The sequence below is a fragment of the Pelobacter seleniigenes DSM 18267 genome (assembly GCF_000711225.1).
GTDB classification, from domain to species: Bacteria; Desulfobacterota; Desulfuromonadia; order Desulfuromonadales; family Geopsychrobacteraceae; genus Seleniibacterium; species Seleniibacterium seleniigenes.
This window is the reverse complement of record NZ_JOMG01000002.1, coordinates 2,106,555-2,120,194: the sequence shown is the minus strand read 5'-3', so window position 1 is coordinate 2,120,194 and position 13,640 is coordinate 2,106,555. Positions and strand designations below refer to the sequence as shown.

The 13,640-nt window shown below is 55.4% G+C and carries 15 protein-coding genes; 7 read left to right on the top strand and 8 right to left on the bottom strand.

Annotated elements, in window-relative coordinates:
* Nucleotides 1-54 precede the first annotated feature (54 nt).
* The 5 genes from pgi (at nucleotide 55) to N909_RS25715 (ending at nucleotide 5,509) form a co-directional block, all read left to right on the top strand.
* A complete protein-coding gene (gene pgi, locus N909_RS0112540; protein ID WP_029915590.1) occupies nucleotides 55-1,704 on the top strand; it encodes a glucose-6-phosphate isomerase in 1,650 nt (549 codons plus the stop codon).
* A 546-nt stretch (nucleotides 1,705-2,250) separates the two neighbouring features.
* A complete protein-coding gene (locus N909_RS0112535) occupies nucleotides 2,251-2,493 on the top strand; it encodes a FeoA family protein (RefSeq protein ID WP_029915588.1) in 243 nt (80 codons plus the stop codon).
* A complete protein-coding gene (gene feoB, locus N909_RS0112530) occupies nucleotides 2,490-4,832 on the top strand; it encodes a Fe(2+) transporter permease subunit FeoB (RefSeq protein WP_051689734.1) in 2,343 nt (780 codons plus the stop codon). Before N909_RS0112535 ends, feoB begins: the two co-directional genes overlap by 4 nt.
* Before the next feature lie 177 nt (nucleotides 4,833-5,009).
* A complete protein-coding gene (locus tag N909_RS0112525; RefSeq protein ID WP_029915584.1) occupies nucleotides 5,010-5,231 on the top strand; it encodes a FeoC-like transcriptional regulator in 222 nt (73 codons plus the stop codon).
* Between the two features lie 119 nt (nucleotides 5,232-5,350).
* Nucleotides 5,351-5,509 carry a hypothetical protein gene (locus N909_RS25715; RefSeq protein WP_155005932.1) on the top strand — a complete coding sequence of 53 codons (159 nt, stop codon included), beginning with the start codon at nucleotides 5,351-5,353 and terminating at the stop codon, nucleotides 5,507-5,509.
* Nucleotides 5,510-5,621: 112 nt separating this feature from the next.
* Here N909_RS25715 and N909_RS0112515 read toward each other — a convergent pair whose 3' ends face one another.
* Together N909_RS0112515 and N909_RS0112510 are read right to left on the bottom strand one after the other, a co-directional pair.
* Nucleotides 5,622-6,485, bottom strand: coding sequence for an SPFH domain-containing protein (locus N909_RS0112515; RefSeq protein ID WP_029915582.1), 864 nt, complete (start codon nucleotides 6,483-6,485; stop codon nucleotides 5,622-5,624).
* Between the two features lie 30 nt (nucleotides 6,486-6,515).
* Complete coding sequence (locus N909_RS0112510) at nucleotides 6,516-7,004, bottom strand: NfeD family protein (RefSeq protein ID WP_029915580.1); 489 nt, start codon at nucleotides 7,002-7,004, stop codon at nucleotides 6,516-6,518.
* 308 nt (nucleotides 7,005-7,312) lie between these two features.
* Between N909_RS0112510 and N909_RS0112505 the strand changes: the two genes are divergently transcribed.
* A complete protein-coding gene (locus tag N909_RS0112505; RefSeq protein ID WP_029915578.1) occupies nucleotides 7,313-8,038 on the top strand; it encodes an urease accessory protein UreH domain-containing protein in 726 nt (241 codons plus the stop codon).
* 11 nt (nucleotides 8,039-8,049) lie between these two features.
* Nucleotides 8,050-8,457 carry a MarR family winged helix-turn-helix transcriptional regulator gene (locus tag N909_RS0112500; protein WP_029915576.1) on the top strand — a complete coding sequence of 136 codons (408 nt, stop codon included), beginning with the start codon at nucleotides 8,050-8,052 and terminating at the stop codon, nucleotides 8,455-8,457.
* A 219-nt stretch (nucleotides 8,458-8,676) separates the two neighbouring features.
* Here the strand turns inward: N909_RS0112500 and N909_RS0112495 are convergent, their stop codons facing one another.
* The 6 genes from N909_RS0112495 to N909_RS0112455 form a co-directional block, all read right to left on the bottom strand.
* Nucleotides 8,677-9,033: a DUF2325 domain-containing protein gene (locus N909_RS0112495; RefSeq protein ID WP_063336395.1), complete on the bottom strand. Its 357-nt coding sequence runs from the start codon at nucleotides 9,031-9,033 to the stop codon at nucleotides 8,677-8,679.
* 68 nt (nucleotides 9,034-9,101) lie between these two features.
* A complete protein-coding gene (locus N909_RS0112490) occupies nucleotides 9,102-9,596 on the bottom strand; it encodes a flavodoxin (protein WP_029915571.1) in 495 nt (164 codons plus the stop codon).
* A gap of 174 nt (nucleotides 9,597-9,770) precedes the next feature.
* A complete protein-coding gene (locus N909_RS0112485; RefSeq protein ID WP_029915569.1) occupies nucleotides 9,771-10,484 on the bottom strand; it encodes a Crp/Fnr family transcriptional regulator in 714 nt (237 codons plus the stop codon).
* A 1-nt stretch (nucleotide 10,485) separates the two neighbouring features.
* Nucleotides 10,486-11,184, bottom strand: coding sequence for a DUF3793 family protein (locus tag N909_RS0112480; protein ID WP_051689733.1), 699 nt, complete (start codon nucleotides 11,182-11,184; stop codon nucleotides 10,486-10,488).
* Nucleotides 11,185-11,621: 437 nt separating this feature from the next.
* A complete protein-coding gene (locus tag N909_RS0112470; protein ID WP_029915565.1) occupies nucleotides 11,622-12,689 on the bottom strand; it encodes an LbtU family siderophore porin in 1,068 nt (355 codons plus the stop codon).
* 643 nt (nucleotides 12,690-13,332) lie between these two features.
* Nucleotides 13,333-13,605, bottom strand: a complete 273-nt coding sequence (locus tag N909_RS0112455) for a hypothetical protein (protein ID WP_029915563.1) — start codon at nucleotides 13,603-13,605, stop codon at nucleotides 13,333-13,335.
* Nucleotides 13,606-13,640 lie beyond the last annotated feature (35 nt).

The following is a 13,640-nucleotide window of genomic DNA, read 5'->3' as shown; positions in this document are numbered from 1 at the left end:
TTGAATGAGGATCGGCCACTTCAGCCACAACCGCTGCCAGAGGAAAGGATAGTCATGCCTGAACTGACCGGCTCCCCGGCTTGGTGCGCTCTTGAGGATCATTTTCGTACAATTGAAAAGCTGCATATGCGTCAATTGTTCGCCGAGGACTCACAGCGTTTCGAAACCTTTTCCCTGCAGTTTGAAGACATCCTGTTCGACTATTCCAAGCACCGTATTACCACCGAAACCATCGCCAAGCTGTGTGCCTTGGCTGAGCAGGCCGAGCTCAAAGCCAAAATTGAGGCGATGTTCAGCGGAGCCAAGATTAACACCACCGAGCAGCGGGCCGTCCTTCATGTCGCCTTGCGCAATCGCAGCAACCGGCCGATCAAAGTGGATGGGCAGGATGTTATGCCACAGGTCAATGCGGTCCTTGAAAAAATGCGCAGCTTCTGCGCCCGGGTACGTAACGGTGACTGGCGCGGGGCCACCGGCGAACAGATCACCGACATTGTCAATATCGGTATCGGCGGCTCCGACCTCGGCCCGCTGATGGTCACCGAAGCCCTCAAACCTTACGGCCATGAGCGCCTCAAGGTTCATTTCGTCTCCAATGTCGACGCCACTCATCTGACTGAGACTTTAAAAAAACTGGTCCCGGAGACCACCCTCTTCCTCGTCGCCTCAAAAACCTTCACGACCCAGGAAACCATGGCCAACGCGCACTCGGCGCGCAATTGGCTGCTCAGCAACGGCCAGGATGAACACGCTGTTGCCAAGCATTTCGCCGCCCTGTCGACCAACCGCGCTGCGGTCAGCGCCTTTGGCATCGATCCGGCCAACATGTTCGAATTCTGGGACTGGGTCGGCGGCCGCTATTCCCTGTGGTCGGCCATCGGTTTATCCATCGCGTTGTTTATCGGCATGGAGCGGTTTGAAGAATTACTGGCCGGTGCCCATCGGGTTGACGAACATTTCCGCACCGCCCCGTTGGAAAAAAACATTCCGGTCCTGATGGGCCTGCTGGGGATCTGGTACAACAACTTCTTCGGCGCAGACTCCCATGTGATTCTCCCCTATGATCAGTATTTGCACCGCTTTCCCGCCTATTTTCAGCAGGGGGACATGGAAAGCAACGGCAAACGGATCAGCAAAGCAGGTCGACAGGTCGACTATTCAACCGGCCCGATTATCTGGGGCGAACCCGGCACCAACGGCCAGCATGCCTTTTATCAGCTGATTCACCAGGGAACTAAGCTGGTCCCGGCGGACTTTCTGGCCCCCATTGAAAGTCACAACCCCCTTGGTGATCACCATCAGCTGTTGCTGTCCAATTTTTTCGCCCAGCCCGAAGCATTGATGAAGGGCAAAACCGCCCAGGAAGTCAGAACAGAACTGGAGCAGGAGGGCATGGACCAAGCACGGATCGAAGCGCTCCTGCCCCATAAAGTCTTTCCCGGCAACCGGCCCAGCAGCTCCTTCCTGTTCAAAAAGCTCACCCCGGCTACCCTCGGCTCTCTGATCGCTTTTTATGAGCACAAGATCTTCACCCAGGGCGCAATCTGGGATCTCAACTCGTTCGATCAGTGGGGGGTCGAGCTCGGCAAGCAGCTGGCCACGAAAATTTTGCCGGAGCTGAGTCAGCAGGGCACCGTAACCAGCCATGACAGCTCGACCAACGGGCTGATGAATTACTATCGGAGCCAGCGGACGGCAACGTAAGAAGATTCCTGGCGGTGGAAGATTCTCCCACGAGCGCTTTTTCACAGTCTTGAAAAAGATTTTCATTTTTGTGACTCAGGTCACAGATTTCCCTTCTCTGATCAGACATCCTGAGAACAACACTGCACCGATACATGACGCCGCCTCACCCTGTGCTGGCCGGCAGAGTGCCGTAAATCTTAAGCCTGTTAGTGTTATTTAAACAGAGAGACTCCACCGGATAGAACCGAATTTACCCAAAACGGAGCTGACCATGCTGACATTGTTGCTGCTTCTGCTGCTGATTGGGACCGCCTACGTTTCCTTCCGCAAGTACACCCAAACCGGTGGTTGTAGTTGCGGCGGCGCTCACTGCCAAGCAGATTCAAAGCCGACGAACAAGAATTCACCCTCTGCATAAACAAAGTGATCCCCTGTCCTCAAAGGATCTTTGCAACAGCATACATTACTTAAATAGTTATAATTACTTTGATATTTTTTGTTGACAACGATTATCAACATCAATATCTTTGAAAACCGTTATCAATATCGATCAGGAGAAAAAATATGCCAAACCGATTAGGACACCTCGCTGTCGGAGATCACGCCGTCGTCAGCGGATTCGAAAAGGGCGCCAGAGAGTATCGAGCCAAACTTCTGGCCATGGGCCTGACCAAGGGGATCAAGTTTCAAGTGATGCGCGTTGCTCCCTTGGGCGACCCGATTGAAATCAGTGTCCGGGGTTTTTCCCTCAGCCTGCGGCGGGAAGAGGCCAATGCGGTTCTGGTTGAAAGGAGTGAGCAGTCATGAATAATTTGAGAATAGCCATCGCCGGCAACCCCAACTGCGGAAAGACCACCCTGTTTAACGAATTGACCGGTGCTCATCAGATGGTCGGCAACTGGCCGGGGGTCACTGTCGACCGGAAAACCGGGACCTATGGTTATGCCGGCCACGATTTTGATGTCGTCGACATCCCCGGAATCTATGCGCTGTCCGCCTATTCCACCGATGAAAAAGTGGCCCGCGACTATTTGATTTCCAAGGATGCCGATCTCATCGTCAATATTGTCGATGCCTCCAATATCGAACGTAACCTGTATTTGACCACGCAATTGCTCGAGTTAAGAATCCCGTTGCTGATTGCGGTCAATAAAATCGACGTCGCCCGGGCCAGAAACATCGATATCGACACCAAAGAGCTATCCCAGCGTCTGGGTGTTCCCGTGGTGCCGATTTCCGCGTCCAAAAAACAAGGGTTGGAAATCCTCAAAGAGGCCATCCATGATTATGCGGAAACCTCCCAGCCACCCAAAACCGGGGTCGTCTACCCGGTGACCATTCAGGAATCGGCCAATCGCATTGCCGCAGCGGTCACGGAACTGGCGACGTTCTACAAGGTTCCCGCCAACTGGCTGGCCATCAAACTGCTGGAAGAGGATAGTGAATTAGCTGCCCGGCTGAATCCGGCCCAGAAAGACCTGTTGCAGCGGGAACAGCAACAGCTTGAAGAGCAATTGGTCGAAGACGTAGACATCGCCATTGCCGACACCCGCTACGGTTTCATCAACTGGCTGACCGAGGGATGCGTCCAACACAGCACCAAGATCGGCCAGAATATGACAGAAAAAATTGATCGGGTCGTGCTCAACCGGGTGCTGGGGCTGCCTATTTTTCTGTTGATGATGTACCTGACCTTCATGTTTACCATCAATGTCGGGGGTGCCTTTATCGATTTCTTCGATATTGCCGCTGGCGCGCTGTTTGTCGACGGGATGGGGCAGCTGCTGACCGCCGTCCATTCCCCGGACTGGTTGCTCGGCCTGGTGGCGACGGGGATCGGTGGCGGGATTCAAACCGTGGCGACTTTCATTCCGCCCATCGCCTTCATGTTCCTGGCCCTGGCCATTCTGGAAGGATCGGGCTATATGGCTCGGGCTGCCTTTGTCATGGACCGCATCATGCGCCTGCTCGGCCTGCCGGGTAAGGCCTTTGTCCCGATGCTGGTCGGTTTCGGCTGCAACGTGCCGGCGATCATGGCCACCCGGACCCTGGAAAACCAGCGCGATCGGACCCTGACCATCATGATGAATCCGTTTATGAGCTGCGGTGCCCGATTGCCGGTCTATGCCCTGTTTGCCGCGGCATTTTTCCCCACCGGCGGTCAGAACATGGTGTTCCTCCTCTATCTGGCCGGCATCGGTTTTGCTGTCCTGACCGGGCTGATTCTCAAGCATACCCTGCTTAAAGGGAAGATCACCCCCTTTGTCATGGAACTGCCCCCCTATCATGTTCCGACCGTGAAATCCGTGCTGCTACGAACCTATGACCGGCTCAAATCCTTCATGTTCAAGGCCACCCGGGTCATTATCCCGATGGTGGCGCTGCTGGCGCTGCTTAACACCATGGCGGTTGATGGCACCATCGGCCATGACGACACCAACGAATCGATTCTGTCCTCGGTCAGCCGCACCGTTACCCCGCTGTTTGCACCCATGGGCATCTCCCAGGATAACTGGCCGGCAACCGTCGGGATCTTCACCGGGATTTTTGCCAAGGAAGCGGTGGTCGGAACGCTGGATGCCATCTACCTGCAGAACGAAACGCAAGCAGACCAGGCCGCCCAAGCCACCGGTGAGGCTCCGGCAGAAGAGACCGCTTTCAGCCTGACCGCTGCCTTACAGGAAGCGTTTGCCACCATTCCGGCCAACCTGGCCGGAGTCGCCGACACCCTGACTGATCCCCTTGGCCTGAGTATCGGCGATACCGACTCCATTGAACTTGCCGCTGAAGAGCAAGCGGTCAGTGCCGGCACCTTCGGCGCCATGGGCCATCTTTTCGATGGTAAAATCGGCGCCATTGCCTACCTGCTGTTCATTCTGATGTATTTCCCCTGCGTTGCGGCCATGGCTGCGGTCTACCGCGAGGTCAACTTCCGCTGGACCGCGTTTGTGGCAACCTGGACCACCGGGCTGGCCTACATTGCTGCGACGTCCTTTTATCAGCTCGCAACCTTCGCCCGCCATCCACTGTTCTCCGGATTATGGCTGCTCAGCTGCGCCCTGTTCTGCATTATCGTCATCCTGGTGATGCGCTCGATGGGCAAGGAAAAGGCCCCGGCAGGACTGGCGATACCGGCCAAAAGTTAATACAGCTCAGGCGGGCTGTTGAAAAACAATCCGCCTGAGCCCATGGCTGGGCAAACAAAATCAATGCCGATTTTCAAACCATTGATTTTGGAAGGTGGAGGAAATCGCACGACTCTCCACCGAGCTTGAAAAAGGCCAGGGATGGACTTTTTCAACAACCTGATTGAGGAGAAAATAATGACCCCAAGCGAAGTCAAACGCTACTTAAGTGAACGAAAAATAGCCCCGTTAACCGATATTGCCCTACACTTCGACATGCAGCCGGATGCGGTCCGCGGCCTGCTCGAACACTGGATCCGCAAAGGCAAGGTCCGCCTGATCGCCGAAGAAGGTTGCGAAGGCTCCTGTTGTGGCAACTGCAGCGAACAACACAACAAAGAAATTTATCAATGGGTCTAAGCCCAACAAAGCTGTCCGCCCGGTCGATTTTGGCCGGGCTTTTCTCTGCCCGTCTCAGCGCCCCTAGCGGCGCCGTTGGTTGGCGACGGGTTCTAAAGCTTTCGGTAACGAGGTCCACTTTGGCGTGGCAAATCGGGCCGTTAAAGTTTGCCGGCGATGGCCCCAGGATTCCCTATCTGGGGGAGACTTCCTTCAAAGGGTTGGGCTTTTACCCGGAGAGCTATCAACGCTTTATCGAGCAGATTCTGGAAAACATTGAAAAGTTGGCGAAACGCTGAGGCGGGAGGCCATTGCTGACGGTTGAGGAGGGGCAATCGTCTGTCCCCTTCTCAACCGGAAAAGCGCGGGATAAATCGGCTTCAACAGCCTGTTAGAGCCTGCCGAGATTGATTATTTAGCCTGCAAGCCGCCGATCAAACCACGGATCGAGGCCTGCAGATCTGCGGGCAGGAGGATCGTCTTGGCGTTCTGGCTGGTGGCCGACTGCTGGATGGCCTTGATATAACTTTCCCCGAGCAGATAGCCGATGGCAATCTCCTCATGGCCGGTCCCGGCCGATTCAAGGACCAATTGAAGCGCTTTTTTGGAGGCTTCGGCCTGCACCTCCTTGGCCTTGGCATCACGTTCCGCTGCGGCCAGGCGGCCGTCCGCTTCGAGGATTGCGGCTTCCTTGTCCCCTTCGGCGCGGGTGACCGTGGCCCGCCGTTGCCGTTCGGCCGCGGCCTGGGCTTCCATGGCCTGCTGCATGGTGTCGGACGGGTTAATGTCCTGAATTTCCACCCCACGCAGGGTGATGCCCCAGTCCGCCAGGTCGTCGGAAATCCCCTGTTTGAGCTTGGCCTTGATCTGATCCCGTGAACTCAGGGCATCGTCCAGTTTCATTTCCCCGATGATCGAGCGCAGGGTGGTCTGCACCAGGTTCTGGATGGCCAGATGATAGTTTTCGATCCCGTAAACCGCCTTTTCCGGGGAAATCACATTGATAAAGGCCACGGCATTGACCTGCAGGACCGCATTGTCCAGAGAAATACATTCCTGGCGCGAGGTGTCGATGATCTGGTCCTTGGTGCTGACCTTGTAGGCCACGGTATCGATATACGGGATAATGATATTCAACCCCGGATTAAGGGTCTTGAGATACTTCCCCAACCGTTGCACAACAAACTTGGACCCTTGCGGAACCAGCCTCACCCCCAATGCGATGGTGATAATCACCATTGCCGCAAACACCACCACTAAGACCAATCCGGCCATCAGAAACTCCTTATTTTTTTCGTAAGCAGGTTATTTTTCAAGCGGTTGAGCCGGCTCTCCAACAGAACCGATCGGTTCAACCAACAACGCATTGCCGAAGACATCCTTGACCATGACCGAATCCCCTTCCCGCAGTTGGGATTGGGCCAGACAGGGCCAGGTATCGGCCCCCAGTAAAGGGACACTAAAACGGACTTCGCCCCGCCGTTCCGTACCGGGCACCCTGATGATAATGCCCCGCTCACCGACCACCGCCTCGCGCGACAGCCCGGCTTTGGTCCGGTCGATGGCCCTGGGCCGGATCCATTTGAACCAGGCCAGGGTAAACAGGATCGACAGCACCACCCAGCAAAACAGCTCTCCGGCCAGCGGCAGGCTCACCCCGAGCAGACTCAGCAGCCCCATGGCCAGGGCCGCCAGGCCGAACCAGAAGACGGTGAACGAAGGGATGAAGATTTCCGCAATCATCAGAATCATCCCGAACACCAGCCAATGCCAATACAGAATCTGCCAATCCATTGCCACTCCTTCTTTCTGAAAATCCACCGTTCGGATGACCGGCCAGCGGCAACTCGATACTAAAAAACCGCTGTCCCCGGAAAGTTCGCCGAAACAGCGGTCACCAGCATAACCGACTCCCCCATGCGGTTATCAGTCAACGCTAAGAATTTACCCCATTTTTCGTACCCCGTCAAAGCAGCATGAAAAATTTTCCCGTTAATCTACATTGACATTCAAATTATTTGACAATCAAACTACTTGATTTTCAAACCAACCTGTGTCACCTTGCGGCAACTGCCAATTTTTTATGGAAAGGATCTTTTGTAATGGTCTTCGATACACTCTTCTGGGTTGCTCTGCAGAGCAGCCTGATCCTCGGTCTGGTCCACGGCATCAATCCGTGTGGTCACAGCTGGCTGGTCCTGGCGCCTTTTGTAGTGGGACAGAAACAGGGTAGGAAAGTCGCTTTTCTGACCGGCTCTTTCGTGGCTGGAACCGCCAGCGCCTGCCTGGTCCTTGGCCTGACCCTGGGCACCATTTCCACCATCATTCCCAGTTCCTTTGAACGTTGGGTCGATCTCGGCATGTCCGGCCTGCTGATCGTGCTGGGCCTGCTGCTCCTGATCAAGCCCGACCTGCTGCATCACCATGACCATGACCACGATCATCATCACCAGCATGATCAGCACGGCCACAGTCATGCCCATTATCATGTGGCCGGAGAGGGAACCGTTGCCCTCCCCAGGCAAAAACTGACCGGCCTGGCCTTGTTCGGGATCGGCTTTGTCAATATGATCTTCCCCTGCCCGACCGTCGCCATCATGTACGGTTACGCACTGGACAGCGGCAGCGCATTGAAAGCAACGGCCATTTTTGCCATCTATGCCCTGACCACAGCCATTGCCGTCGGGGGGGTGATCTATGCTATATTCCGGGTGGCCCGCAGGCTGGAAAAACTCTCCCAGGACTGGGTTGAAAGCGCGTTGATGCGCAGTGCGGGTGTGATTACGATCATCTTTTCCGGGTATTCCCTCTATTCCAATATCGCTTAGGAGCACTGCCGATGAAGCAATTGACCCAGCAGATTATCGAATTTTACGAGAAACTCTCCAGCTGGGAACATGCGGTGGTGAAAGGGAGTGAATTAAGCCCGGGGCAGATTCACGCGATCGAGATCATTGGTCATGAGCAGTCCCTGCGAATGAAGGAACTGGCGGAAAAGCTGGGGATTACCACCGGCAGTCTGACGGTGATGGTGGATAAACTGGAACAGAAAGGGCTGCTCCGGCGGCAGCCCCATGAAAGCGATCGGCGCTCCTACCTGATTGAGCTGACCGCGGCCGGACGCGAACATTTCGTCAGCCATCATGAATACCATCTGCAGCTGACCGAAGAGATCACCTCGGTCCTGACCCCGCAGGAGACCAGCGCATTGGGAGAGATTCTAGCCAAACTGATCAAACAGATGTGAAGCGTTGCTGCAAACCACAGGGGCGGCCCCGGTCGATTCGGGACCGCCCTGCTCAATCGGCTGCACTGGCAGGTTGATGCAAAAATTCATTCAGGGAACTGAGCAGACCGGAACCAAGCAGCTGCCTTCTCCGCCTCGTGGAATAAAGCATTCAGAAGAACGCCTTTGAGTTTGAGTGTCTGTCCCTGGACCGGGCAGGCTGTAACCGCCTGCCAACGGTCAACTGTCGGCTTTCCGACAGGCACACTGCAGACACTTGTCTGCCCAGCAGCAAGCGTTATTACCGGCGACATCCTCGGCCCGTAACTTATTCAATTCCTTTTCCATGTCACACCAGGCCCGACGACAGTAAACCGCCGGCAAACAACGCTCTTTGATCTGCTGCTTGACCTTTTTGGCCATATTGTGATTGAGAAAATCGGTACAGCAGATAACCAGGTCGGTCTTCTGGGGAATAACACATTTCGAGCACCGCGTATTCCGTGCCGACCAATGCAGGATATCACTGGCCCCCCACTGTCTGAGCTTGGGTTCAAATGCTTTGATGCGATCGGCACCGACAATCAACACGGTCATACGCCCTCCTGATAAAAAAATTCACGGCCTGCCCGAGCCAAGCGGACAGGCCGTAGCATGGCCCGTTATCAGGCAATCTCGTTGGCGATCTGGGTACACCAGAGTTTGATCCGTTCATCACTGAGGTTACCCTGATTCTCTTCGTCGAGGGCCAGACCGCAGAAATGGTCACCGTCCAGTGCGGCCGAGGCGAGACAATCGTAGTCCTGAGCCGGCCAGGCCCCGACCAGATGGGCACCGGCGGCCTGAGCTGCCTGGGACAACGCCCCCATGGCGTCGACAAAAGTGTCCGGATAGCCGGACTGGTCACCCAGGCCAAAGACGGCAACCGGTTTGCCGCTGAGCTGACTGGCGCGTAACTTATTGATTGCGGCATCCCAGTCATCCTGCAGATCACCGAGCCCCCAGGTCGAGCTGCCGAGGATCAGCAGGTCATAATCGGCAAAAAGGTCACTGCCGTCCGCGGCCGACATCACTTCTGCCTGCGGAAAATAAGCTGCCATTTTGTGAGCGGCCTGCTCGGTATTACCGGTCGTGCTTCCGTAAAAAATACCAACCTTCATCTTCGACTCCTTTATGGTTAAAGAATCAAACTAATTTTGAAATTCATTTTCATATTAATCCAGTTCGCAAGGTCTTGTTGTGACCCAGGTCACGCCTGGAAAGAATTTTTCAGCTGAGCAGATAGGTGAAGAAGAGATGGAAAGAAGGGCGAGACGCGTTATCCGCCAACCGGTCTACAGACAACTGCACTTGCAGTCGTCTTCATCCAGCACTGCCTCCAGCCTGTCCAGCTCGGAAATTTTGACCAGCCCGCGCTGATAGGAGATACAACGCCTGTCGACCAACCGTTGCAGACAACGGGAAAGGGTTTCCCGAGCCACGCCGAGTTCCTGGGCCGTCACATTGATCGGCCGCAAATCAACAACCGTCTTGCCGTATTGCGAACAGCACTGGCCGTTTCTGATTTTATGCAGGAGGTAGGCAACAACCTTGACATCAGCTTTGCAACAACGGGACAGCGTGCGCAGTTCGCGTTCACGAGTCACCTGCGAAGCCATCTGCGCCAGCAGGTTATTGTAGATCTGGGCATTGCCACGCATGAAGGTCCGAAAATAGTCCTGCCCCCAGGAAAGAATCTGGGTTGTCCCGGCACTGACTCCTTCACTGTGGCAGGAGAAACCTGAAATCACCGACGACAGACAGAAAAACTCTCCCGGTCCGACGCGCTGCAGCAGACATTCCTGGCCATCGGGAGCCAGCTGGATCATCTTGACCTCCCCGCTCAGCACAAAAAACAGCCGCTGGGACAGCTCTTCGGGGGGAATCCGTCCAAACCGCCCTTTGAGCACCCGATGGCGGCCTGCCTCAGCAAAAGCGCTGACCTCTGCTGCGCTGACTCCGGCCAGCAAGGGAGCTGCGGCCAGCAAAGCAATGTCCTGGTTGTGCATATCAGGCCGCCACCAGCAGGTCCCGGGGACAGCAGCCGGAAACCAGGCGCGCGGTCACACTGGACCGCTCACGGCAAAAGCGCCGGTACAGATCCAGACTCCGCCGCGGCGGTCCGTAAACCCGCCATAAACAGCGCCCTTGCCAGGGTTTTTCCCGACCATTCATAAAGCCCTTGATATCTTTGGCCGGATAGCCCAGGAAAAAACCGACCTCATCCGGCGAGCCACTAACCTGAAAGCGTTGCTGCAGATGCAGCAGGCTGCTCTGCACGGTTAATGGCCGGGGATAACCGCAGCGCTCCAGAAAAGCCTGCATGGTCCGCCCGGAAAGCCGCGTTTGCAGCAAATCGGGCCGATACAGCAGCAGTAACAGGCCGTCATTATCATCCCGCAGGGGAAGCGCCGCGAGGGCTGACTTTTTCAGCAATGCCGCGCCATATTCCTGCCAAAGCGGATACATGGCACGGCCACAGGGCAGGGTTCGCTTGACCATGCGGATCAGGTTGGCAGGTTTGACCCCGGCCAGGACCTCGGCTGCAGAGGAGACCAGGAAAGCCGCCAGACATTCCTGCGGGGCGGGGTAAAACCCGACCAGATCGACCCAAGTCAGGTCCCGCCCGGTTTGCTGTGGCGGGCAATTCAACTGCTGACAGCAGCTTGTACCGCCAAGACCATTGTTGTGTTGTAATCCAGCGTTCATTCAGCTCACCAAGCTCGTTATCATCCGGAAACGGCCCTTTTCCGCTGTGGCGGTGTCAATCTGCGGGCTTATTTGTGCGGCGTAAAGAACTACGCCTCCGCAGAAGCCCTTGATTTCCTTGCCACAACGAAAAATTGCTCGTTTCCAATCTGAAAACTTATGCGTTAGCATCCGGAGTTTCCGGATGCCAACTAGCTATAAATAATGCCCGACAAAATGGCGAACATTTCCAGGAAATTGAAATTCATTATCATAACTTATGCAACCCTGCCAACAGAGTCAACATATTTAATCTTTCTCCACCCACCAAACCGGGAACGGAACAAACCATTCCTGCCCAGCCCCTGCGGTTATGCGAGGTCGGGAAAAGTACGCGACTCCCGACCTCGCTGCAACAACCTGCTTTTGCTTTTGGGCACCCGCCGCCGGGTTAAGGGTCAGAACTCCACCGCCAGCTGGCAGATGACGGCATCGGCCGTCTCACCACTGCCACCATCAGCCTGATCATAATCCTCATCATGGGAGACTTCGAGGGCAACCCCCAGCCCCGCGGTGATCTCATAACTCAGCGCCGCCAGTACCCGCAGCTCGGGTAAGCCCAGAAACGCCGCTTCGGCCGTTCCCTGATAAGCCACCGCCAGCACGGTCGGCTGACCGGAAAGAGTAAAGTTATAATCGAGCTCAAGGTTCCAGGCCGCCGGCTGATCATCTGCTCCGGCCAGGTAGTCGTTGTCCAAAGCCGTCAGGTATTCGCCGATCAGAGTCACATCAGCAACGCTGACCACTGCACTGGCCGTTACCCCGGCACTGTAATCATCAATCAGGTCAATCCCTTCGTCGGCCAGATAGTCGGAGAACCCTCCTGACGACGTCAGGTTGCTGATATAGCCCACCGACAGATCGGCGGTTACGACACTGCCTTCAAAAGCATAGCCGGCCTTGAGTCCGTAAGCATCCAACATGTCGTCATCTTCACTGTCTCCAACGGCGCTGTTAAAGGCATAGACCGATCCGTAAAATCCTCCGCCGGCGACATCGACCGTCACGGCCCCTTCCCGGGTCTCGCCCAATTCCAAAGTCAACGGATCGCTAACCATGGCGGTTTCAAAAACCCCGAATGGAACGTACAGCTTACCGACGCTAACCGAGAAGCCCGCCTGCTCAAGATTGCCGAGCAGGATCCCTCCTTCATCGACGAACACCCCTTCCCCGCCATCTTCTTCCCACTTGGCCAGGACAAAAGCAGAGGCAAAGCTGGTCAGCTCGACCTCAAGGCCCAGCTCGACATTGGTCAGGTCGACATCACTCTCCTTGGCATCGTCAAAACCAGAGCGATACCCGGCTTCGACCTCAACCAGCCCGGACAGAGCCACCTTGTTGAGAAAACTGTGCTGCAGAGAATCTTCCAAGGCAGCTACCCGACTCGACAACAGCTCATCATCCGCTGCCGCATTCGTGGTCAACAGCAACAACACCCCCAGCATAAAAACGACTGAAAAACGCATAAAACAACCTTCCTCTTGAAATAGATTTGATGATATTCAGCCCTGACCGACAGGCAGGACCCCGGCAATTTTCTGCCGCAACCGCTCCAGGAAGCGGCCAGGAAAGACCGGCTGACCGGTCACAAACGGCTCTAAAAGCTAGCGAGTTGTCATCCGGAAACTCCAAAGGGCAACGGCTAAGCTTTTAGATTGGAAACGAGCAATTTTCCGTTGCGGTAAGGAAATCAAGGGGTTGCGTGGAGGCGTAGTCCATTACGCCGCCCAAGAAACCCGCAGATTGACACCGCCACAGCGGAAAAGGGCCGTTTCCGGATAAAAACTAGCGATGGAATGGCGGAAATTTAGGGCAAAAGAGGAGGAAGATCTGTGACCAGAATCACAACCTCCAAGGAAAATGATATTCATGATCATTTTTATGGCGTTTCCAGAGGTGGGGCTACCGCGCACGGGGCAAACAAGACCGGCCCGAAAACAAACCGGGGAAACACCGGGGACCTCTCTGAGTGAGCTGAAAAGGTTCTTCAGAACCCAGGGATATGTTGACAGAATCGGGGGACGGGTTGTTATGCGGTGATTTTGTAAAAGCGGAGCAAAGGGATGTCCCTTTAGGAAAGGCTCCAGGGTAATTTTCGTCCACAGCCCGTCAGGACAGATGGACCAAACGCCCCGGCCGGGCCATGTTCCCGACCTCGTCACCTGGCTGGTCGACGGGACGGGCAAGCCGACACCAGGAGCAGGATTCGTTGCTCGCCGGGAAGACCTCCAGATAACTGTTAAAAAACCAGAGTAACAGGCCAAGCATGCCGAGCATGATCAATCTGCGCAGCCAGGCACGTTTGCGACTTGGCGGAGATTCAAGGTAACATTGTTTTTCGCTGCAATCATCAACCTCTGTCCTGCTATCTTTTTTTTGCATGTCCCATTCCCCTTTGCGCTGCCAAGCACCCTTCG

What these genes read in the sequence shown, in the direction of transcription:
- pgi (WP_029915590.1), top strand. Translation starts at nt 55, where the DNA reads ATGCCTGAACTGACCGGCTCCCCGGCTTGGTGCGCTCTTGAGGATCAT.
- N909_RS0112535 (WP_029915588.1), top strand. Translation starts at nt 2,251, where the DNA reads ATGCCAAACCGATTAGGACACCTCGCTGTCGGAGATCACGCCGTCGTC.
- feoB (WP_051689734.1), top strand. Translation starts at nt 2,490, where the DNA reads ATGAATAATTTGAGAATAGCCATCGCCGGCAACCCCAACTGCGGAAAG.
- N909_RS0112525 (WP_029915584.1), top strand. Translation starts at nt 5,010, where the DNA reads ATGACCCCAAGCGAAGTCAAACGCTACTTAAGTGAACGAAAAATAGCC.
- N909_RS0112515 (WP_029915582.1), bottom strand. Translation starts at nt 6,485, where the DNA reads ATGGCCGGATTGGTCTTAGTGGTGGTGTTTGCGGCAATGGTGATTATC.
- N909_RS0112510 (WP_029915580.1), bottom strand. Translation starts at nt 7,004, where the DNA reads ATGGATTGGCAGATTCTGTATTGGCATTGGCTGGTGTTCGGGATGATT.
- N909_RS0112505 (WP_029915578.1), top strand. Translation starts at nt 7,313, where the DNA reads ATGGTCTTCGATACACTCTTCTGGGTTGCTCTGCAGAGCAGCCTGATC.
- N909_RS0112500 (WP_029915576.1), top strand. Translation starts at nt 8,050, where the DNA reads ATGAAGCAATTGACCCAGCAGATTATCGAATTTTACGAGAAACTCTCC.
- N909_RS0112495 (WP_063336395.1), bottom strand. Translation starts at nt 9,033, where the DNA reads ATGACCGTGTTGATTGTCGGTGCCGATCGCATCAAAGCATTTGAACCC.
- N909_RS0112490 (WP_029915571.1), bottom strand. Translation starts at nt 9,596, where the DNA reads ATGAAGGTTGGTATTTTTTACGGAAGCACGACCGGTAATACCGAGCAG.
- N909_RS0112485 (WP_029915569.1), bottom strand. Translation starts at nt 10,484, where the DNA reads ATGCACAACCAGGACATTGCTTTGCTGGCCGCAGCTCCCTTGCTGGCC.
- N909_RS0112480 (WP_051689733.1), bottom strand. Translation starts at nt 11,184, where the DNA reads ATGAACGCTGGATTACAACACAACAATGGTCTTGGCGGTACAAGCTGC.
- N909_RS0112470 (WP_029915565.1), bottom strand. Translation starts at nt 12,689, where the DNA reads ATGCGTTTTTCAGTCGTTTTTATGCTGGGGGTGTTGTTGCTGTTGACC.
- N909_RS0112455 (WP_029915563.1), bottom strand. Translation starts at nt 13,605, where the DNA reads ATGCAAAAAAAAGATAGCAGGACAGAGGTTGATGATTGCAGCGAAAAA.